The 22,770-nt window shown below is 33.0% G+C and carries 21 protein-coding genes; 7 read left to right on the top strand and 14 right to left on the bottom strand.

What is annotated here, in order from left to right:
- Positions 1-122 precede the first annotated feature (122 nt).
- Positions 123-1,409 carry an ABC transporter substrate-binding protein gene (locus AN960_RS04905; protein ID WP_056467707.1) on the bottom strand — a complete coding sequence of 429 codons (1,287 nt, stop codon included), beginning with the start codon at positions 1,407-1,409 and terminating at the stop codon, positions 123-125.
- An 11-nt stretch (positions 1,410-1,420) separates the two neighbouring features.
- Complete coding sequence (locus AN960_RS04910) at positions 1,421-3,103, bottom strand: sugar phosphorylase (protein WP_056467710.1); 1,683 nt, start codon at positions 3,101-3,103, stop codon at positions 1,421-1,423.
- 490 nt (positions 3,104-3,593) lie between these two features.
- On the opposite strand from AN960_RS04910, the gene AN960_RS04915 reads away from it, so the two are divergent.
- The gene (locus AN960_RS04915; protein ID WP_056467712.1) at positions 3,594-4,613 is read left to right on the top strand and encodes a LacI family DNA-binding transcriptional regulator; all 1,020 of its coding nucleotides are present in this window, start codon (positions 3,594-3,596) and stop codon (positions 4,611-4,613) included.
- Positions 4,614-4,635: 22 nt separating this feature from the next.
- Positions 4,636-5,322 (top strand): beta-phosphoglucomutase, encoded by a 687-nt coding sequence (pgmB, locus tag AN960_RS04920; RefSeq protein ID WP_056467716.1) that lies wholly within the window; start codon positions 4,636-4,638, stop codon positions 5,320-5,322.
- A gap of 61 nt (positions 5,323-5,383) precedes the next feature.
- Here the strand turns inward: pgmB and bioB are convergent, their stop codons facing one another.
- Genes bioB through AN960_RS04935 form a run of 3 tightly spaced genes read right to left on the bottom strand, consistent with a single transcriptional unit; the run spans position 5,384 to position 7,657 of the window.
- Positions 5,384-6,379, bottom strand: a complete 996-nt coding sequence (bioB, locus tag AN960_RS04925) for a biotin synthase BioB (RefSeq protein ID WP_056467719.1) — start codon at positions 6,377-6,379, stop codon at positions 5,384-5,386.
- Positions 6,380-6,402: 23 nt separating this feature from the next.
- On the bottom strand, positions 6,403-7,083 hold the full coding sequence (gene bioD / locus AN960_RS04930) for a dethiobiotin synthase (protein ID WP_056467723.1): 681 nt from the start codon (positions 7,081-7,083) through the stop codon (positions 6,403-6,405).
- Position 7,084: 1 nt separating this feature from the next.
- Positions 7,085-7,657: a biotin transporter BioY gene (locus AN960_RS04935; RefSeq protein WP_056467726.1), complete on the bottom strand. Its 573-nt coding sequence runs from the start codon at positions 7,655-7,657 to the stop codon at positions 7,085-7,087.
- A 139-nt stretch (positions 7,658-7,796) separates the two neighbouring features.
- Here AN960_RS04935 and bioA point away from each other — a divergent pair, with 139 nt between their 5' ends.
- The gene (gene bioA, locus AN960_RS04940; protein WP_056467729.1) at positions 7,797-9,155 is read left to right on the top strand and encodes an adenosylmethionine--8-amino-7-oxononanoate transaminase; all 1,359 of its coding nucleotides are present in this window, start codon (positions 7,797-7,799) and stop codon (positions 9,153-9,155) included.
- A gap of 161 nt (positions 9,156-9,316) precedes the next feature.
- Here the strand turns inward: bioA and AN960_RS04945 are convergent, their stop codons facing one another.
- From AN960_RS04945 to AN960_RS04960, 4 genes are read right to left on the bottom strand one after another with little or no spacing between them, the layout of a single operon-like run.
- Complete coding sequence (locus tag AN960_RS04945; RefSeq protein WP_056467732.1) at positions 9,317-10,471, bottom strand: MFS transporter; 1,155 nt, start codon at positions 10,469-10,471, stop codon at positions 9,317-9,319.
- Positions 10,472-10,512: 41 nt separating this feature from the next.
- On the bottom strand, positions 10,513-11,826 hold the full coding sequence (locus AN960_RS04950) for a VTT domain-containing protein (protein WP_056467735.1): 1,314 nt from the start codon (positions 11,824-11,826) through the stop codon (positions 10,513-10,515).
- Between the two features lie 44 nt (positions 11,827-11,870).
- Complete coding sequence (locus tag AN960_RS04955; protein ID WP_056467738.1) at positions 11,871-13,229, bottom strand: sensor histidine kinase; 1,359 nt, start codon at positions 13,227-13,229, stop codon at positions 11,871-11,873.
- 1 nt (position 13,230) lies between these two features.
- Positions 13,231-13,929: a response regulator transcription factor gene (locus AN960_RS04960; RefSeq protein ID WP_056467739.1), complete on the bottom strand. Its 699-nt coding sequence runs from the start codon at positions 13,927-13,929 to the stop codon at positions 13,231-13,233.
- Between the two features lie 246 nt (positions 13,930-14,175).
- Between AN960_RS04960 and AN960_RS04965 the strand changes: the two genes are divergently transcribed.
- A complete protein-coding gene (locus AN960_RS04965; protein ID WP_056467743.1) occupies positions 14,176-17,292 on the top strand; it encodes an efflux RND transporter permease subunit in 3,117 nt (1,038 codons plus the stop codon).
- 55 nt (positions 17,293-17,347) lie between these two features.
- Here the strand turns inward: AN960_RS04965 and AN960_RS24340 are convergent, their stop codons facing one another.
- Complete coding sequence (locus tag AN960_RS24340) at positions 17,348-17,728, bottom strand: hypothetical protein (protein ID WP_156339620.1); 381 nt, start codon at positions 17,726-17,728, stop codon at positions 17,348-17,350.
- 128 nt (positions 17,729-17,856) lie between these two features.
- On the opposite strand from AN960_RS24340, the gene AN960_RS24345 reads away from it, so the two are divergent.
- Positions 17,857-18,156 (top strand): hypothetical protein, encoded by a 300-nt coding sequence (locus tag AN960_RS24345; RefSeq protein ID WP_056467746.1) that lies wholly within the window; start codon positions 17,857-17,859, stop codon positions 18,154-18,156.
- 84 nt (positions 18,157-18,240) lie between these two features.
- The gene (locus AN960_RS24350; RefSeq protein WP_172795394.1) at positions 18,241-18,435 is read left to right on the top strand and encodes a hypothetical protein; all 195 of its coding nucleotides are present in this window, start codon (positions 18,241-18,243) and stop codon (positions 18,433-18,435) included.
- A 170-nt stretch (positions 18,436-18,605) separates the two neighbouring features.
- Here the strand turns inward: AN960_RS24350 and AN960_RS04985 are convergent, their stop codons facing one another.
- Complete coding sequence (locus tag AN960_RS04985; protein ID WP_056467752.1) at positions 18,606-18,932, bottom strand: hypothetical protein; 327 nt, start codon at positions 18,930-18,932, stop codon at positions 18,606-18,608.
- A gap of 243 nt (positions 18,933-19,175) precedes the next feature.
- Here AN960_RS04985 and AN960_RS04990 point away from each other — a divergent pair, with 243 nt between their 5' ends.
- Positions 19,176-19,943, top strand: a complete 768-nt coding sequence (locus tag AN960_RS04990) for a TSUP family transporter (RefSeq protein ID WP_056467755.1) — start codon at positions 19,176-19,178, stop codon at positions 19,941-19,943.
- A gap of 84 nt (positions 19,944-20,027) precedes the next feature.
- On the opposite strand, the gene AN960_RS04995 is transcribed toward AN960_RS04990, so the two are convergent.
- The 3 genes from AN960_RS04995 to AN960_RS05005 form a co-directional block, all read right to left on the bottom strand.
- The gene (locus AN960_RS04995) at positions 20,028-21,203 is read right to left on the bottom strand and encodes a thiolase family protein (protein WP_056467758.1); all 1,176 of its coding nucleotides are present in this window, start codon (positions 21,201-21,203) and stop codon (positions 20,028-20,030) included.
- 32 nt (positions 21,204-21,235) lie between these two features.
- Positions 21,236-22,018, bottom strand: a complete 783-nt coding sequence (locus AN960_RS05000) for an SDR family NAD(P)-dependent oxidoreductase (RefSeq protein WP_056467762.1) — start codon at positions 22,016-22,018, stop codon at positions 21,236-21,238.
- 236 nt (positions 22,019-22,254) lie between these two features.
- Positions 22,255-22,731, bottom strand: a complete 477-nt coding sequence (locus AN960_RS05005; protein ID WP_056467765.1) for a 2,4'-dihydroxyacetophenone dioxygenase family protein — start codon at positions 22,729-22,731, stop codon at positions 22,255-22,257.
- Positions 22,732-22,770: the final 39 nt, after the last annotated feature.

A 22,770-nucleotide genomic window follows, 5' to 3' on the forward strand; every position in this document is an offset into this window, starting at 1 on the left:
CTCTCATTTAATAGATTGGTGATAAAGAAAAGTTGTTTAAAAAGCAACTTAGCTTGCTTTTCAAGCGTTCGTTCTTCTTAAACAACTTTCAGTAATTAAGAAATTTAAATTGAATTAAAAGTTTATTTAATTACACCTTTTAATTTTTCTCCCGCTTCTTTAATAGCAGAATCTACGCTTTTTCCACCAACAGTCACTTCATTAATTAATTTAGCAACTGCTCCTGAGCTTGTAACATCACCCATTTTTAAGAAGTTCTTGTTATCAACAAGACCAAATACTTGAATGTTATCAAACGCGCTTGCGATTTCAGTTGAAAGTTCACCAAATGAATTTACAACTTTATTTTCTTTATATTCTTTGCTTTCTGTTACATCTTTATTTACTGGTTGAGATCCACCTGGAGACATTAATACTAACTTCGTATTATTTTCAGGTTTTGCCATAAACTCTACTAATTTTTCTGCTGCAGCTTTTTGGTCATCATCTAAACCAGAAGAAATCGTGTAAGCAGAAACTGTTCCATAAACTGCTTTTGTTTTTTCAGTTGGAATTACAAATCCAATATTGTTTGTTTTTCCTTCTTCATATACTGAAGGAAGAATGTAAGTAGAATAAACAGCCATTGGAGCAGATCCATTCATGAAAGCATCTTTTACTTCTGTAACATCATTAGAACCTGGCATTGTGTATTTTGATAATTCTTTGTAGTAATTTATAGCTTCTTTCATTTCCGGTGTATCTAATGTTAAATTACCTTTGCTATCGAACATATTTGCATTGTTTGATAAAGCGAATTGTGAGAAGGCTTGCTCAGAAAAACCACCTTCAACAGTTGGAAGTGCAATACCGTATTTTTTACTTCCACTATTCGTAAATGACTTTGCAATCTTTAAAACATCATCCCAGTTTTTAGGTTCTGTGAATCCCTTGTCCGCAAGCATTTGCTTGTTATACCAAATTCCTTGTACCCAACCACTAATAGGAACACCTGTATAATTTTTGCCGTCCTCAGTTTTTAAAAGCTTTAACGCACCTTCATAATACTTATCTTCCCCAACTTTAGAGATGACAGATTTAACTGCATCTTTATCAATTAATTCGTCCTTGTCCATAACTTTTGCATAGTCTTGTCCAACTTCAATTACTGCTGGAAGTTTACCAGAGCTTGCTAATGTTACAACCTTTGTATTGTAAGCATCTTCCTCAACTGGAACTTGCTTTACTTTAATATTTGGATTTGCTTTTTCAAATTTTGAAATTAAGTCTGTAATAACTGCTAATCTTTCTTGTTCAACAGAAGAATGCATAAATTCGATCGTTACTTTACCATTCTCTTTCTTACCACCACAAGCTGTTAATCCAACAGCTAACATTAAAACCAAGAACATACTTAGAAATTTCTTCATTGTTCTTCCTCCTAATTTACTGGTTTTAACCAAATGTATTGATATGGATCTAAAGAAATAGATTCATTAAATTCTTCAACTTCTTCAGTTAAAATATTTAAATACTTTCCATTGAAACTGCATAAAGCTTTTTCATTTGATAGATTATGAAGAATGACAATGCTATCTTTTTCACCTACTCGTTTAATAGCGAATACATTTTCATTTAGATCAAGTACTTCCATTTTTGCATTTGGATTAAATAGTTTTTCTTCTTTACGTACTTGAATAATATTTGTAAGTTCTGTAAAAATCTTATTTCTTAATGATCCAACTTCATTTAATTCTTTTTCAATTTCAACAAATGAATATTTTTGACGATTAATCGAACGATTCATACCTGTTCTTTCTACAGCTGCATAATCATTTCTTGAACCAAGCATACTTTGAATATAAATTGCCGGTACTCCTTGGAATGTTAATAAAATTGAATGTGCCAATAAGAATTTCTTTACTCTTAGATCATCACTTGATGATTGTTTATTTAAAGCATCTAAGTACGTTACATTAATTTCATATGGACTTTCAGTACCATCTGAATTTTTCTTATAATTTACTAGTGCACCTTCTACTTTTAAATCTTCTACTAATGAAAGTATTTCTTCTTCAGGGATAATTCCACGAATCGGATTTAAACCAATTCCATCATGAGATGCCAAGAAGTTGAAGAAGGTTGTTTCTTCTCCAGATCCTTCAAGATTTTTTGCCCAATTTGTTAATGCACTTCCATTCCCTTTATGAAGTGAGTATAAAACTAATGGAGGCAGTGGAAATTGGTAAACCATATGTGCCTCATCATGTCCGTTACCGAAATAAGAAATATTATCTAAATGAGGTACATTTGTTTCAGTAATCATGACTGTACCTTTTGCAGCTTCATCTAATAAATCACGGAATAATTTAACGATTTCATGTGTTTTTTCAAGATGGATACAAGAAGTTCCAACTTCTTTCCACATATATCCTACAGCATCAAGTCTTACATATTCTGCTCCTTGTTCCAGGTAAAACAGTAAAACATCAACCATATCTAATAAAACTTGTGGATTACTAAAGTTCAAATCAATTTGATCATCACTAAAAGTTGTCCAAATGTATTTTTCCTCACCATTCGCTAATTTAAACTTTGATAGCAATGGAAGTGCTCTAGGTCTAGTTACTGAGCTTAAATCAATTGATGGATCCATTTCGACGAAGTAATCTTTATATTTTGAATCACCATTTAAATAGCCTTGGAACCATTCACTCTTACTAGAAATGTGATTACATACATAATCAAACATGATTCTCGCTGATTTTGATAAATTCTCAATATGTGACCATTCTCCTAAATCTGGATTTACTTTTTTATAGTCAACTACTGAAAAACCATCATCGGATGTATAAGGATAAAAAGGTAAAATATGAACAAGTTCAAATTTATTTGCCAAATGTTCATCAAACATTTTTTTAAACGTTTCTAATGTTGCTTTTCCCTCTTCTTGGAACTGATCACCATAAGTAATTAAAACAACATCTGACTCATCCCAATTTTGTTTTCTTTTTTTCGTAATTTTCAATTTAGCTTCTTTAATTCGTTTCTCTATTAAGCTATTAATCTGATCTATGTCTTCATTTTCATAAATAAAAGCTAATCTTTCTTTTATTTTACTCATATGATTCCTCCTTGTGGTATCGCTCCCACAGAGATGTAAAAAAAATTGGTACATGACTGGTACCGCTCCCAAATTCAATATATTATAGAAAGCGCTTACTGTCAATTTAAAATATTTATAAAAATTCACTTTTTTATTAACAATCAATTTACTTTAATAGAATAATTTAAAGCGTTTTATATTTAAATTAGTATTGCTACTTTTTTCTATTCTCCCTATAATTGCCCTAGTAATGTTTACAACATAAAACAAGTTTAATTTTACTATTCGCTGTTCACAGTCTTGACAAATTTTAAAATAAATCGTTACTATCAATGTATATTATGAACGATATTTTTTTGGAAGCCGCTCCTAGCTATTCGTTACAAAAAAATATTTTGATATAATTTTATTCGAACATTACAGGTTCTTTACTTTTTAAAAATAATTTATAACGATAAAATGTAAACGTTTTTACTAAAATCACTTTAAACAAGAATGGAGTATACAAATGGGCCCTACTATTTATGATATTGCTCGTGTAGCTAACGTTTCAAAGTCCACTGTATCTCGAGTACTAAATAATAAAGATAATATTTCAGAAGAAAGTCGTAATCGAGTAATGAAGGCAATTGAAGAATTAAATTATCAACCAAATAAATTAGCTCGAGCACTTACATCATCAGGTTTTGATGCAATATTGGTAATGTCTCGTTCTACGAAAACAACTGCCGGAAACACGTTTTTCTCTGAAATTATTCACTCTATATCAACGAGATCAGAAGTAGAAAATTTCGATGTCATTATTCAGACATCTAAAAATAGCAAAGATGAGTTAAATAAATGTATCGAGAAAATTCGTGGGAAAATGATTAAGGGAATTCTAATGCTGAGTTCACCTGCAAATGAAGACTTTTTCAAAGAATTAGATAAATATGAAATTCCAGTAGTAGTTATTGGAAGAGTAGAAGGACATTATCAACATATTTATTCAGTAGATACTGATAATTTTAATGATAGCTATCAATTAGTCCAACACTTAATCGATCAAGGACACACAGACATTGCATGTCTTCATTCTTCTCTCGATTACCATGTATCGATTGACAGATTGGAAGGATATAAAAAATGTCTAATCGATAACGGAATTCCTCTTCGACCTGATCGAATTATTGATAGTGGTTATACAATGGAAAGTGCATATGAAGTTTCAGAATCACTTTTGAAATCTAAAGATCTACCTACAGCAATTTTTGCAATAGACGATCTAAAAGTTATTGGACTTTATAATACCACTGCCAAGTTAGGAATATCTATTCCGAAAGATATATCAATTATTGGATATAATAATGGGATTTTTTCACCTTTATTCTCACCACCTTTAACAGGGATTGAAATTCCGATTATGAAGCTTGGTGAAATAGCTACAGACTTACTGTTTAAACGAATAAAAAATGAACCTGAAAAATCAGAGCATATTATTGTTCCAACAAAGTTAGTCGAACGAAAATCAGTTGCCAAAATAAATTGATTGAAGTAATGGGGGTACCATTTTGAATAAACAAATTGAAGCGATAATTTTTGACTTAGATGGTGTAATTACTGATACTGCTGAATTTCATTATTTAGCATGGAAAAAACTAGGTGAAGACTTAGGAATTCCTTTTGACCGAGAGTTTAATGAAACGCTAAAAGGAGTAAGCCGAACTGATTCCTTAGAAAGAATTCTGAAATTAGGAAACAGACAAAAAGAGTTCTCCGGAGCTGAAAAAAATGAGTTAGCAACGAAAAAGAATGCTCATTATGTTGAACTAATCCGTAATATTTCTGAAAAAGATCTATTACCAGGAATCGAATCTTTCTTAATTCAAATCAAAAAAGCAGGCATTAAAATTGCAATGGCTTCAGCTTCAAAGAATGCATTAATGGTTGCTAATGCTTTAGGAATTACCTCGTATTTTGATCATATAGTTGACGCTGCAACGGTCGCTAATTCAAAACCAGATCCAGAAGTATTTCTAAAAGCTGCTAAAGCAGTTTCGGCTAACCCTGTAAACTGTATCGGTGTAGAGGATGCAGCTGCAGGAGTCGATGCAATTAATGCTGCAAATATGTTCTCTGTTGCAATTGGAGATTCAACTATTTTAAGTCATGCAAATTTTGTTTTATCATCAACAGAAGAGTTAGAGCTTAATAGAATTATTGATAAGTATTTAGTATCACAAATTATACAAGAATAACTTTTTACCTAGATAACCAAAAAAAACGAAAATCTCATTTTAAAGATTTTCGTTTTTTTTATTATGAAAATATCTCTTCTTGTTTCCCAACCAACTCAATCTCAAACCCTAAATCTTCTAGCATTGCATGGTCACTATTCGTCTCCTGACCCTCCGTAGTCAAATAATCACCTATAAAAATACTATTTGCAGCATAAAGTCCAAGAGGTTGTAAACTACGAAGATTTACTTCACGTCCTCCAGAAATACGAATTTCTTTTGTTGGATTAATGAATCGGAAAAGTGCTAACACTTTTAAACAATAACGTGGATTTAATTCGTTCACGCCTTCTAGTTTCGTTCCATCAATAGCATGTAAAAAGTTTATTGGAATGGAATCTGCATCCAATTGTCGTAATGACCTCGCGATTGAAATTACATCTTGTTTCGTTTCTTTCATCCCTATAATAGCTCCGGAGCACGGAGATATACCTGACTTTTTAACTTTTTCAACTGTATCAATTCGATCCTGATATGTATGGGTTGTCGTTATGTAATTATGATGCTCAGCTGAAGTATTTAAATTATGATTATATCGATCAACACCTGCTTCTTTAAGTTCGTTCGCTTGTTGATCCTTAATAAGCCCTAAACAAGCACATACTTTTAAACCATATAATTCTTTAATTTCTTTAACTGCATCAGTAACAACATTTACATCTCGGTTCGTTGGTCCTCGTCCACTTGCAACAATGCAATATGTACCTGCTTTTAATTCAAAGGCGCGCTTTGCCCCATCAAGAATTTCTTCTTTGGAAAGAAAAGGATATTTCTCAATAGGTGCACTAGAAATTGAAGACTGGGAACAATAGCCGCAATCCTCAGGACAATAACCACTTTTAGCATTAATAATCATATTAAGTTTAACTTTTTTTCCATAATAATGTTTCCTAATGATGAATGCACCTTGTAAAAGTGAAAGTAAGTCATCATCTTCACATGATAATATACTTAATGCTTCTTCGTCTGAAATTTCCTTACCTGAAATAACTTCATATGCTAAATTTGTCCAATTCACTTTGAATCTCTCCCTTTCATTTATCATTTCGTCAATAATTGTTGAATTTCAAAAATATGATCTTCCGTAAAAAAGACCGATTGTTTCGGAATAACACCTAGAATGTCATGGCCAGTTAGTTTTTCTAGCATCACTAAATTATCTTTTTCCATTTCATTCATAGGAGATGGTACGTTATTAATAAATAAGCCTAAAATATTAATTTTGTGTGATTTTAAATATTCAGTTGTTAATACAGTATGATTAATTGTTCCTAACTTTAATGATGTAACAAGGATTACTGGTAAGTTTAATAGTTTTATTAAATCAATCGTTCCAAAATTTTCTTTTAACGGAACCGCAACTCCACCCGCTCCTTCAACAAAAACAACATCGTGTTTGTTTTCTAATTGCTTATATTTTTCTAAAATAACTTGCTCATCAATAAAAACATTTTCTAGTTTACTTGCTAAATGTGGTGAAACAGGTGTTTCAAATGTGTATGTATTGTAGTATTGATAATCTTCTATTAGTTCTAGATTCTCTTTATAAAAGGCTACATCTTCGCCTATGACTCTATTGTTAATATCGACTACTCCACTTTGAATTGGTTTATAAGGAATTGCGTCGATTCCTTTGTTCTGCAAGCAATCCACCATTTGGGCAGTAACATAGGTTTTTCCAATATTTGTATCGATTCCAGTAACAAAATATCCTTTTCCCATTTTAAGCAGCCACCTTTTTTTCATTTTCTCTAGCTTTTGCAAAATGAGAATGTAGGCGTACCGCCAATACTCCTCCAAAAACAGCTAGTAACAAATCTTGTCCAATACTATATACGAGTCCCATCATTAGAACTTCTTTTAATGAAACGGTACTATCTAACCAAGTGTTTAATGAAATGTATACATATGTAATGCCTAAAATATAAACAATAATTAACCCTATTACATTAGCAAAAATGAAATTCTTAAGTTTTGGTTCCTTCGTTTTTTCAACGATTGATCCAATTACAAACGCGGCAACGATGAAACCTATTAAATATCCAAATGTTGGTTTTAAAACATATTCAGGTCCGCCACCTGAAGCAAATACTGGTATTCCGATTAATCCAATTCCAACATACAGTAGTTGACTCATCATCCCTTTTTTACTTCCTAAAAGACAGCCCGCTAAAAATACGAATAGTATTTGAAGCGTAAAAGGAATCACTGGTAAAGGAATCTTTATAAAAGCCCCAATCGATGTTAGCGAGGCAAATAATGATATTACTGTTAATGATAGTGTCCTATTTTGCATTGTATCCCCCCTATTAGTTTATGAGTTTGACAAATTAGCAAAATTTGACAAACCAACAAAATTAAATTAACATGCAATTGAAATATATGTCAACCAAACTATAAATTTAGGTTAACATATAAAACAGGGGGGAACATATATGAATCATGAACTCTATCAAGATTTATCTAAAAAAAATAAACAGTATCTTTGGCACCCATTTACCCAAATGAAGGACTATATAAACGAAGACCCGCTAATTATTTCACATGGTAAGGATCGAAAACTATATGATGTGTTAGGCAATGAATATTACGATGGTGTATCCTCTATTTGGTTAAATGTTCATGGTCATAATATTCAAGAATTAAATGAAGCCATTCATGAACAATTAGAGAAGGTTGCTCATTCAACACTTCTTGGAATGGCCAATATACCTGCGATACTTTTAGCAGAGAGACTAGTTGAAATTTCTCCTATCGGCTTAGAGAAAGTTTTTTATTCAGACTCGGGAGCTACTTCTGTAGAAATCGCGATTAAAATGGCCTATCAATATTGGCGAAACATAGGGAGATCCGGTAAAAATACATTTGTTACGATGAAGGAAGCTTATCACGGAGATACAATCGGAGCAGTGTCCGTAGGGGCAATTGACTTGTATCATCAAGCATATAACGAGTTAATGTTTCCAAGTTTAAAAGTTTCCTATCCACATCTATATCGTTCAAAATATGTAGGATCTGAAGAGGAAATAATAAATTCCTATTTAATCGAGGTTGAAAATTTATTCATCGAAAAGGCTAATTCAATTGCGGCATTAATTATTGAACCAATTGTTCAAGGAGCAAGTGGTATTATTGTCATGCCAAAAGGATATTTAAAAGCAATACAGGAACTATGCATAAAGTATGATGTATTGTTAATAGCTGATGAAGTTGCAACAGGATTTGGTCGAACCGGTAAAATGTTTGCCTGTGAGCTAGAGGGAGTTACGCCAGATATTTTAACTTGCGGAAAAGGGTTAACTGGTGGCTATTTACCAGTAGCAGCAACTTTAACGACAAACAGAATTTATGAAGCATTTTTAGGTACATACGAAGAACAAAAAACTTTCTTTCATGGTCATAGTTATACAGGTAATCCCCTCGGATGCGCTGTTGCATTAGCGAATCTAGATCTATTTAATAAAACGAAATTATTACAACATGTCGAAAAAATTTCATCTTATGTCCAAGAGAAACTGATGCAATTTAATGAGTTAAAACATGTTGGAGATATACGTCAAAGTGGCTTGATGATTGGAATTGAACTAGTAAAATCAAAGGATACTAAAGAAGCTTTCCATTGGAACGAGCGAATTGGAGTAAAAGTTACGAAAAGAGCAAAAGAGCTTGGATTAATCACCCGTCCACTTGGAAATGTTATTGTATTTATGCCTCCATTAGCGTCAAAGGAATCGGAGCTTGACGAAATGTTAGCTATTGTTTATCGTGCTATTTCTGATATTACAGAAAGATAGACTCCATAAGTATATAACCTATTGATAAATTTTTAAATCCTTTAAAGGTTGAGTTAGAATGGCTTGATCATGATTAATCTTCCATAAAAAAACAGAAAAACTTTTCATATTAGTTTTTCTGTTTTTTATACTAATAGTCTATTTAGTTTTTTAGTAACTTCTTAAATTCTCTTCAACACTCTCATTAACAATAAAGCTGTAAATATTGCAATCACGCCATTAATATAAAATGAAGTAGTAGCTCCAAATTGTTGCCATAACCATCCTGTTAACAAAGAAGCTGGAAAAAATCCAATTCCGGAAACCATCGCATAGAAACCGAGTGCCGTTCCCAACGCACGAGGGCTTGCTAATTCTACGACAAGTGCTTTTTCAACCCCTTTTGTTAATGCTGAATAAAGTCCGTATAGAATAAATAGAATGATTAAACCAGTGGCTGATTGAACTTCTGCAAATCCGATATAAACGATTCCATATAAAGCATATCCAGCCGTTAGTATTCCTCTACGTCCATATTTATCGGAAAAAGCACCTGAAATATAAGAAAAAGAAGAAGCTGTTAAATGAAATAGTAAATACATCAATAATACACTTTGATTCGAGAATCCAAGATTTGCCGCTCTTAATAACAAAAAAGAATTGGATGAATTTACAATTGTAAATAATAGTACAATTAATAATAGTTTCTTTAGATTGGAATCTAAAAGCTCCCATTTAAAATCTAATTTTCTTGATGGCTTATAAGGTTGCTCAATTGGTTTATTTATTCTTTCCTTTACACTAAATAATATAATCCAACCGATTGTTATCGGAACCAATGAATATAAAAACACATCCTTAATGTTTTTATTTCCTACCGCTTGCAAAATAACAATGGCTGCTCCTATTCCTATAGCAGCTCCCAACATATCCATCATTTGATGAATACCGAAAACTCTAGCTTGTTTATTTTTCCCACCAGATTCTGATATTAAAGCGTCTCTTGGAGCCGTACGAATTCCCTTTCCTGTTCGATCAACTAGCTTCCAAATGAAAACTCCGATCCATGAACTTGAAAAAATTAGAACAAGCCTTCCTATAACTGATAGCCCATATCCTACAATCGCCAAGTTTTTTCTGTTCTTCAGTCGATCTGAACGCTTACCAGAATATAACTTTAATACACTAGCCAGACTTTCGGATAAGCCGTCAATAAGACCGATAATGAAAGGACCTGAGGCTGAAAGAATAATAGGGATTAACGTTGTTACCATGTAAGTACCCATGTCTGTAAAAAAGCTGACCAGACTTAATATCCATACATTCTTACCTCTCATAATCCATTACCTCTTTACATCGTAATAAAGGAAGATTACAGTCACTCGACTTGCTTTTTTAACATTTTTTCCTCACGTATATTCTCTTTCAAGAGCGAGACAAATCGAAACAACTCCAGTGAGAATATGATTCCACTTAACCAAACTGAGCTGAATACAAATCCAGCAGCAATGTCACTAGGCAATAAGTGGTGCAAATAGACGCTACTTATAGAAAATAGTAAAACAACAAAAATAAAGCAGAAGAACATTACGATATTAAGTAAATAAGCTTTGTTATGTCGAATTAACATAATAATGAAATAACCTAATACTGTCAAAATCAACATAGACTTTTCATTTGGAAAGTTTTTACTTACATTGCTACCGAGCATAAAGTTGAATATCCAAGGAACCCCTTCGGATAGGATAAGAATCCCAGCTAAACTAGCGATAAAAAAGAGCAATTCTAGCCATTTATTTTTGTTGTTTATTAAAATGACAAGGATCGTAGCAAGCGAGACTGCCAACATAACCTTCCATGTCGATAATGAATAAATAAAGTTCATACTCCCATGCCAATTTTGATTAAATAAATTAAAAACAATGGTCTTGAATACGGAATTGAATTTATTAAATTCATTACTAATTTTGTCCTGAATTAATCCGATCATTAAGATAAAGAACGAAACGAAAAAAATTAAACATGTTAGGATAATCAACTTTAATTTCATGAAACTTTTAAATCTCTTGAAACTTGACTCGAAAATTAATAGTAATGACTCTTTAATTATTTCCTTATTTGCTTTAACAACAAATAATGTAAGTACGATAATACCTAATAAAATGCTACCTAATACTAACCACTTTTTAATTTCTACTTGATAAATATCCCATTTAGGTCCCATAATCTGCCCTAACCATATAAAGGTTCCAATCCAAAGAAATACACCTATATAGGAAAAAAAAGCAAAGGATCGATACGGCAATTTAATGATTCCAGATATGATGCTTGCGAAATGTCTAATCCCTGGAATAAAGAAAGATACTAGTAATAATACCTTTCCATATTTTTCATACCATTTTGACATCTTTTCGATCTTTTCAGGTCCCATATGGATATAGTGTCCAAATTTGCGAAAAAACGGTGTACCAAGTTTATATCCTAGCCAATAGGAGATGGTTATCCCAACAATTCCTCCAAGCCAGGCAGAAATAATGGACAAAACAATATTCATTTTTCCATGAAAACATAAAACTCCTACATAACTCATCAATGCTTCATTCGGAATAGGTACTATAATCAATTCCAACATTAATGATAGAAATAAGATTATATAGCCATATTCATTTAATAAATGGATGATTTCGTTCATATTAAGACCTCAATCTTCAATACTCTATAACGTACTGATTATTTTCACTTAATCTCATTTAATGGAAATAATACCTCTACTTCCGTTCCTACATTTTCAACACTGTTAATATTAACTTTTCCATTATGCAAGCTAATTATATTCTTAGCTATTGAAAGACCGAGTCCAGTGCCACCACTAATTTCACGGCTACGTGCTTTATCAACTCGATAAAATCGTTCGAAAATATTTTCTAATTCTTCCTCTCTAATACCAATACCGTAGTCTTTTATTTTAAGAATAGCTGCTTCACTACTACAACTAATGCTTACTTCAATTTTGTTAGAACTGTACTTTATTGCATTATCTAGGAAGATAATAATAACTTGTTTAATTTTAAGTTCGTTACCTTTTATAAATATTTTCTGTTTTTGTGCATGTAAAGTAATTTCTCGTTTATATACATTTTGCAGTTGTACTAAAGTCGAATTACACAAAGCAACTAGATCGACTGGATTCATTTCGATATTCTTTAAATTCTCCGATTCGGCCAAAGTTAATAACGTTTTTGTTAAATCTTGCATACGGTTTGCTTCAGAATATATCGTTTCTATTGCTTCCGTCGCCATTTCCTCATTTTTCAAACCGCGTCTTCTTAATAAATTAGCAAAGCTACTAATGACAGTAATCGGAGTTTTTAACTCATGTGAAGCATCTGAAACAAACTGTTTCTGTTTTTCGATGTTTTCTTGTAACCTACTGATCATTCGATTAAACGTGCTTGCCATTTTGTGCAATTCATCTTTCGTTTCATTTTTTATTAAAATCTTTTTTGGAACCCCACTTTTTTCAATATCTTCCATCGTAGTAATCATAGAAATAATTGGGTTCATTATGATGCGTGTTAACCATCTTCCAGCCATCATTGATAAAATTGCAGAGACGCCAGTAACGATTGCCATTATTGTTAATAACATATCTTTTCGACCTTCAAGTCCTACTAACAACTCTCCAATTTCTAAAGTTCCAATTACTTTTTGGTCTTGTAAAATCGGTACACGTACGACTATATTTTGATGCTCACTAAAAGGAATTAGTCTCGTTTCTTCTTTTCTAGTGAACTTAGGTTTAATACGGTTCAGTAGTTTATCATTACTAATTTCTGTCACAATTTTAGAATTTGGATCAATGATTCGAATATAAGAATGATTAGACATAAATGGATATAATGCCTCTTCATTCAGTTTCAATGTTACAGGAATATCTTGTTTTTTTAAGATTTCATGTGCCTTTTGACTTACAACATGCTCTTCCATATTTACAGTCGTTTTCATAAACAAATAAAAAACTAACCCGTTTATTAAAATTAGAATGATTAAGATCCATGAAGTAATTAGCAAATTTATTTTAGTCGTTATTTTCATCTTAACCCTTCCTCATTGTGTACCCCACACCTCGTATAGTTCGGATTAAAGGAACGTCAAAATCCTCTTCAATTTTCTTTCTTAAATGTCTAATGTACACATCAACAACATTTGTTTCCCCTTCGTACTCATAACCCCAGACAGTAGTTATGATGCCTTCTCTAGTCATAATTTTATTTTGATTTGTTAATAGATAAACTAATAAATCATACTCTTTTGGTGTTAATGAAATGACTTGATCATTCCTCTTTACTTCTCTGGCCTCTAAATTAACAACTAAATCTTCAATCGTTAAAGTGGGATCTTCGTCTTCGCTTTTCTTAAATTCATGAACAAGATTACTTGATCGTAAACACGAACGTATTCTTGCTAGCACTTCTTCGATTTCAAAAGGTTTCGTAATATAATCATTTGCACCATAATCAAGTCCAATAATCTTATCATGTGTAGCATCTCTAGCTGTTAATAAAATTACAGGTACAAATTGATTTGTTTTCCTTATTCTTCTTAATACTTCTATTCCACTCAATTCAGGTAACATAACATCTAATAAAATTAGATCGATATTTTTACTTAGAGCCGATTCTAAACCAGCTTTTCCGTTATGTTCTACTAACACTTCATAACCTTCGTATTCTATTTCTAATTTTAAAACTCGAGCAATATTCACTTCATCCTCGATAATTAAGATCCTTTTCATTTAACTCACCTATTTCTATTAATAGTCTTAGTGTCTCGAAAAACTCTTTTCTATTTTTAAGACCGATTCTAGTCTTGGAAGTTCCTTGTATACATGCCATTATAGAACTTTTAATTCGTAGTTTTTTCATTTTAATCTAATTTTAATTGATTATTCATTAAAGTTTCAGTTAGGAATTTTAAAATGACATGGAGTTGATTTATGAAATAATTTTCTATTTTCAATAAAAATCTTAGGAGGTATAGGATGAAGAAAGTTATAGAAGGGACCATGCAAAGAGCAATTTTAATGCTCGTTTGTGTCGTTATGATTGTTGCTTGGGGTGCTATTTCAGCTTACCAAATGCAACGTGATTATTTACCGGGTATTAATAATACGACTCTTACAGTTAGCATGCGTCTACCTATGTACCAGGCTGATCAAGTAAAACAAAATATAACCAATAGTCTCGAAAGTGCTGTTAGAACAACAGAAGGATTACAAGATATTGAAACAAGCTCTTATGATGGTGGAGTTTTTATGAGTCTGTATTTCCCAATGAATACAGATATGAAGCAAGCCGAAGTTGATGTGAATAGAGCTTTAGAAAATGCGGACATTCCTCCGACAATTACATCTAAACCTCTAGTAACAAGACTTACAACTAGTTCATTTCCTATTTTAACCTACAGTTTAACTAGTGATAAATTAGATGACAATACATTAAAATCAATTACACAAATGGATATTGTACAGCACCTTAAAACGGTTCCTGGTGTATCTGATGTATCAGTATTCGGTGGAGCAAAGGACGGATATGTACTAACTGTTAGAACGAAAGACCTAGCAAAAAATAAACTTACTTTAGACGACTTAAATAAAGCCTTAGCAGTGGCAATTCCAGCCTTCCCTGAAGGGACTATCTTACAAAACCAATTATCTATTCCAGTTAAATTTGATGGATGGAATTTAAATGAGAAACAACTCGGTGATGTAAAAATCAAAAATTCAGATGGTAATCAAATTCCACTGTCGGCATTTGCAACTGTTACTCATGCCCTAAATGATGTAAAAACGATTGCAAGAACAGATGGAAAAACAAGTGTTCAATTAAATGTGATTAAAACGCAAAGTGCAAACATTACAGACGTAGCAAAAAATGTAAAAGAAAGAATTAAAGGTTTACAACAAGTAAAAGATGGTACTGTAAAATTAACGCCTCAATTAGACCGTGAAAAAGAATTAAATGATTCACTAAATGGTTTAATTCGCGAAGGTTTACTTGGCTGTCTTTTCTCAATGGTTTGTGTATTCTTCTTCTTCCGAAATGTTAGATCAACATTAACCATTGCAATTTCATTACCAATTTCTTTATTAGCTACAACAGCTATTCTAAAATCAATGGGCATTACACTTAATATCTTAACCGTTTCAGGTTTAATTGTTGCAATGGGACGTATTGTTGATGATTCCATCGTTATCCTTGATAATATGTACCGTAAAAGAGAACAAAACCCTGATAAATCATTACTATTTTCATTAAGTTCGGCAGTTTATGAAATGACACCTGCTATTTTAGCATCTACACTTACGACAATTGCTGTTTATATTCCAATTGCCTTTGTAGGTGGAACAATCAGTGCTTCATATAGCGGTTTTGCATGGTCAGTTGTTATCTCTTTAATTATATCGTTCTTTGTAGCAATTCTTGTTATTCCAGCACTTGCACTAATGGGTTGGAAAAATAATACAAAGAAAACAAAAGCTGTTTCGTTAGAACCAATCATGCAGCCGATCTTAAAAAATACGATTAAAAAGAAAAAATTAACTATTTCTATATCCGTACTATTATTTATTTTTGCTGCAGCATATGGATCATTTTTACCAGTATCATTCTTGCCAACTGCTAAAACTGGCCAAGTCGCAATTAAACTTGATTTACCTCAAGGAAGCACATTAATGCAAGTTGATACAGAAGTTCAAAAAGTGGAAAATCAATTAAAAGAAAACCCTAAAGTAAAGTCGTATACTGCTAATTTTGGTTCGACTAATACGCCTCAAGGTGACGATGTATTCGACCAAGGTGGTGGTTTCCTACAAAAACCTAATGTAGCGAATCTATCAGTTGTTTTAAAAGACTCAAAAGATGCAGATTCAATCATTAAACAACTTGGAAATCAACTTCCAAAATTATCTAATAACGTAGCTTATACTGTTTCAAGTACAAGTATTGCCGGTGATGATTCTTTATTGAAAGTCATATTTACTGGCTCTGATCAAGCTACACTAGACAAGATTGCAGACCAAATGAGATCAAAACTTGTGAAGATTGATGGATTAAGTATTGATGGAAAAGTAGATTTAACATCTGGTCTTCCAAAATATAAAATTACATTTAATCAACAAGCAATTGATCAAAATGGAATTCAATTAGCAGATGTAATGAAAGTGATTAACCGTTATATGTCACAGTCAAAAGATGCTACATTTGTAGTTGACCATGTAAGTCTGCCAGTTGATATGTATCTTGATCAAATTAGTAGTGGAAAAACACAAGTACAATTAAATGCATCACCAGAAGATGTCATCAATTCGCTTAAAAATGAAACTTTCCTAACAAGCAGTAATAAAGCTGTCAAACTTGAACAAATTGCATCTATTACGAAAGATACTGCTCCTTCAACGATTAATGAACGTAATGGAGAGCCTTATTCAATCGTAACAGGTCAAATTACTTCAAATGACATTAGTAAAGTTGCCAAACAAGTTGATAACGTCATTAGTAAACAAGATCTTCCTAAAGGAGTAAGTTACTCTATGGGAGGTATTACTCAACAAGTTAAAGATATGATTTTTGATATGTCGATTGCCGTAGCCTTCTCTATACTTTTAGTTATGGTCATTACTTCATCATTATTCAAAGGCTGGAGAGCTCCAGTTTCTGTATTATTAAGCATTCCTCTAGCATTAAGTGGTGTTGTCATCTCTTTAGTAATAGTAGGAGGAGAATGGAATTTAGCAGCATTAATTGGAGTCTTAATGTTAACAGGAATTGTAGTGACAAATGGGATCGTACTAGTTGATAAAATTGAACGTAATCGCAAAAACGGTATGAATATTGAAGACGCCGTTATCTCTGGTAGTCTTTCAAGGATTAGACCTATCTTAATTACAGCAACAACAACGATTTTAACACTATTACCACTAGCATTTTCACATCAAGGTGATACTGTCATTTCACAAACATTAGGAATTGTAGTAATCGGTGGGATGATCACCTCTACTTTAAATAGCTTTTTAGTAATACCAATCATTTATCAATGGTTGCATAAAAAACAGTCAAATAAGAAAGTAATTTCAACTGAGGAAGTTAATTCACTTTAATTAAACTAAAAAGGTAACTCTAATTTTTGGAGAGTTACCTTTTTTATTTTTAGAATTATATTTTTTGGACTAACATCTTGTACATATTTTCATCTAAATAAATAAAGTAAATATAGTCAAAGACACTGACAAGCTGTCCTATTTGTACATATTGATAGTTTGAAGACCTAAATAATTCAATTTTAATGGGTGATTTTTTAATGAAAGATATACGTAAGCCAATTAAACCAATGTGTCCGCCCAGTCCTCCGTGTCCTCCAATTCCGCCTAAGCCACCGATCCCGCCGAGTCCGCCTAAGCCGCCGAGTCCACCGAGCCCGCCGAAACCACCGAGCCCGCCGAAACCACCGAAACCACCGAGCCCACCGAGTCCGCCGTGTCCTCCATGTCGACCGTGCCCGCCGTGTCCGCCGTGCCCTCCATGTCCACCATGCAAATGTTGTTGCGAACATAAGAGATGCGATTGTCATGAGCACAAGAAATGCGACTGCTGCGAACACATGAGATGCGATTGTCATGAGCACAAGAAATGTGATTGCTGCGAACACATGAGATGCAATTGTCATGAACATAAGAAATGTAATTGCTGTGAACACAAGAAATGCGATTGTCATGAGCACAAGAAATGTAATTGCTGTGAACACAAAAAATGCGATTGTCATGAGCACAAGAAATGTGATTGCCACGAGCACAAGAAATGTAATTGCTGTGAACACAAGAAATGCGATTGTCATGAACACAAAAAATGTGATTGTCATGAGCACAAGAAATGTGATTGCTGTGAACACAAGAAATGCGATTGTCACGAACACAAGAAATGTGATTGTCATGAGCACAAGAAATGTGATTGCTGTATTAAGGTGAATATAAATATTAATTGTTGTTGCAAAACAGATAAGAAAACTCGAAAACATTCCGACAGGCATAAATGTGATTGCTGTGAAGACCATGAATGCGACTGCTGCGAAGACCATGAATGTGACTGCTGCGAAGACCATGAATGTGACTGCTGTGAAGACCATGAATGCGACTGCTGCGAAGACCATGAATGCGACTGCTGCGAAGACCATGAATGTGATTGCTGCGAAGACCATGAGTGTGACAGCTGTGAACACAAGAATTGCGATTGCTGTACAGATGTAATCGCTAAAATATTACGTGCTATCCAAAATGGTCAATCACCATCTCATTGTGATAGACAAATTATTATTAATATCAACATTAACGATAAATAAGCAATTACCCAAAATGAATCCGCCCCAAACATTGGCAAAAAAAAATAGAGTGAAGAAACCTAGTGTTTCTCACTCTTTTTATTTATTGAAATCGTTTTTCCTTGTTGAATTGCCTTTTATTTCATCTAATGAATTAAAATAGAGCTCAATTTCATTCATTTTTAGTTGAATATCTTTAATTGCATCTTCCAATATTTTTGTTAAATCATTTTGTACTTGTTTAATAACTTCATCATTTTCTAGACCATCATAACGGATAATACGTTTAACTTTTAGTTCTTCAAGTGCCATCTTCATTTCGATCTTTGTAACAATTTCTTGCGTTAAACGATTGATGTTTTTTTCAAAGTATTTTTCTTTAGCTTGTCTTATTTCAGTAGTAGTATTTGATTGTTCGAAATTCAATCCATACACACCCCATCATTAAATTATCACATATCAATATATGCAAAATTTTAGGAAATGGAACAAGCCAAAATAAAAACTCATGATTATTTTTGCAGTAAGTAATCCAGCGAAATAAAATAGTGTCATATCGCTTTTTACTGTGGTAATTATTAAAATATTCTTATTTTACTAAATTAATGATTTACATTGTTTCCTATTTTAACTACTATCAAATTAGTAAATAAAAGAAAGGTAGATTTGATGATATTCCATATTGATCCATCGTTATTAGTAACTTTAATTGTATTTGGATTTTTAGCTGCATTTATTGATTCTGTAGTTGGAGGCGGTGGGCTAATTACTTTACCAGTATTATTATTTACTGGTCTATCTCCAGCAGCTGCAGTCGCAACGAACAAATTAGCTGGGTCAATCGGCTCTTTAACGAGCACAATCATGTTCTATCGATCTGGAAAGCTTGATTTGAAATCCGTCTATAAGTTATTCCCACTCACCTTTATTGGTTCGATTTTGGGAGCTTGGACGGTTCATTTAATAGACCCTACTGTACTTAAGCCACTTATGCTCGTGATGCTTGCTGCTGTTGCAGTTTATACTATTTTTAAGAAAAACTGGGGAGATACTACTTCTAATATAAAGATGTCAGCTACTCGGATCATTCTGTTTATGCTTTTAATTTTTGGTATTGGTTTTTACGATGGATTCATTGGTCCTGGAACAGGATCATTCTTAATATTCGCTTTTTTAATGATGGGATTTGATTTTTTAAAGGCGGCAGGTAATGCAAAGTTTTTAAATTTTGGAAGTAATATAGCTGCATTATTAATGTTTATGTATTTAGGACAAATTCATTATGCATATGGTTTAGCTATGGGACTTGCACAAATAGCTGGTGCCATTTGTGGATCAAAATTTGCGATTAAGAAAGGTAGTGGCTACGTTCGAGTCCTTTTTATCACAGTAACCTTCTTATTATTAGCAAAAAATACATTTGATTATCTTCATTAAGATAATTAAAAAACGAATCTAGATTATAAACTAAAATGGTAAGCAATTCTTCGGTGAATTTGCTTACCATTTCTTTTAAATAGATTATACAGCTTCTATGATCATTGAAACTCCTTGTCCACCACCTACACATAAAGTCGCTAGCCCAATTTGTTTCTTTTGACGTATTAATTCATGTAATAAAGTAACTACAATTCTAGTACCAGAACAGCCGATTGGATGCCCTAATGCAATAGCTCCTCCATTTACATTAATAATCTCCTCTGATATACCTAATTCTTTATTTACTGCTAGCACTTGTGCAGCGAATGCTTCATTAATCTCAGCCAATTCAATATCCTGTATTGTTAGTTTTGCTCGTTGTAGTGCTTTTTGTGTTGCTGGAACAGGACCAATTCCCATAATCGAAGGAGCAACAGCAGCGCTTGCTACCGAACGAATTTTGGCAAGCGGTTTTAAACCATATTCTCTCACTGCTTGTTCAGATGCAATAATAACAGCAGCTGCACCATCATTTAATGATGAAGCATTTCCAGCTGTCACTGTTCCATTCTCTTTAAAAGCTGCTTTAAGAGTTTGTAGTTTCTCTAGACTAGTATTTTTTATGTTCTCATCTTCTTTAAATAAAATGGGACCTTGTTTCGTTTTAATCGTAACTGGAACAATTTCTTTTTCAAATTTGCCCTGTTCCCTAGCTCTAATCGCTTTTTGCTGACTTTCTAAAGCAAAAATGTCCTGCACCTCTCGTGATATACGATAGTCTTCAACTAAATTTTCAGCTGTAACTCCCATATGATAACCTTCTATTGCACAGTGAAGTCCGTCATGAAAAATTGCATCTACTGTCTTTAGGTCTCCCATCTTTTGTCCCCATCTTGCATTCATGACTAAATGTGGGACATTACTCATACTTTCCGTCCCTCCAGCAATTACAACATTCGAATCTCCAGCTAGTATTTGATGATAGGCTAATGTGATTGCTCGTAGTCCAGATGCACATTGTTTATCAATTGTAATAGCTGGTATCGAAACAGGTAAGCCAGCATTAATTGCGGCTTGTCTTGCTGGATTTCCTTTAAGCCCTGACTTTAGAACATTCCCTAATATTACTTCATCAATACAATCAGCAGATAGACCAGATCTTTGCCATACCTCCTTAATAACTGTTGATGCAAGCTGTATCGCACCTACATTTTTTAATGAGCCTCCGAAACACCCAATTGGAGTTCGTAGTGCCTCAACTAAATAAACATTCTGCATTCATGATCCCTCACTTCATTGTCTTAAGTTACTTACACTTTTTCCTCGATCATCTTTCGGGTATAAATAGTTACCCACTTCCTTGGTAGTATTCCAACGGATTTAGCCATCAGTTTATTTTTAAAGCCTGGAATGATCACCGTTTTATTTTTCATTAAGCCTTCGAAACCACATTTGGCAACTGCTTTAGGATCCATTAAATTTTTAATAAAAATTTTTGTTCCTGTTGAAGCAAGCCCCTCAGTAAGTGGTGTCTTTGTTGACGGAGGACATAATACACTAACTTGCACCCCAGTACCTTTCAGTTCTTCAGCTATCGCTTCTGTAAAAGATAAAACATATGATTTACTTGCCCCATACATCGACATTCGTGGAGTTGGTTGAAATGCTGCTGTTGAAGCAACGTTTAAAATTTTACCGCGTCTTTGTTTAACCATTTCATCTGCTATTAGTCTAGTTAAATATGTTAAAGAAATCATATTCAGCTGCAGACATTCTATTTCTTTCTTAATATCTAATTCTGTCATTAGCCCTAATCCGCCCGCCCCGGCATTATTAATCAAAATATCGATGCTGATTGCTTCAGTTTTCAAGTAACTATACAAGTTCTCAACAGTTTCATGGTTACTTAGATCACCGACAAAAGTATTTACTTCGACTCCAAATTCCTTATTTAAATACTCAGCTTGTTTTTCCAACAACATCCCATCTCTGGCAACTAAGACTAAATTATAGTGTTGTCCTGCGAAAACTTTTGCAAATTCCAATCCAATGCCTTTTGTAGCACCAGTGATCAATACTGTTTCTGTTGGCATCTATTTATAGACCTCCTTTTATTTTAAAAATTCTAAATTTTATAAATATTAATACATAAACTAATTATACTCATAAGTAATAATTAAATAAAATTAAAGAATTTAACTTACAAGTTAGTTCTATTAATATATGAACAGTAAAAGATTTACTTTAATGCAGATAAGAGAATCATAAATAAGAAAAGAGAATCCTTTCCGTCACACGACGGTCAGATTCTCTTTTCTTATACTATTTATTAATATTTAGTTACATCTACAGGCTCGATTCCTTCAGCTGCACAATATTCATAGTATCTATTTAGGAATGTTTCCCAATTATCTCTAGCAAGAATTTCACCATTCTCACCTATGTAGTCTAATGTGCCTTCTACAATATTAAATGTAATAACATCTTCGTCACCTACAGCTGTAGGCGTATGTTTCGATCCAGCAGGTTCATATACAACATCTCCTGGTTTAGAGATCCAAGACTCCTCAAGATATCTCCACGTCCCTTGAACAGTATATACAATAACTGTTCCAGGATGGAAATGTGCAGGAAGTTGCATTTTTGCTGGTACATATAATAAAGTAAGTGTTTGTCCTGTTACAGGGTTTGCTTTAAGTAATTTAAATTTTGAATCACCAAAATAAGGAATCCAAGGCAATTCGTCTACATTAATATTTCCAGCATGGTGCACTACTACTTCTTTTATTCCCTTTATATTACTCACTTATATCCCCTCTTCCAACTTATGTTTTTTAAATTCGTC

It is taken from the genome of Bacillus sp. FJAT-25509, assembly GCF_001420605.1.
Taxonomy (GTDB): Bacteria; Bacillota; Bacilli; order Bacillales; family Bacillaceae_G; genus Gottfriedia.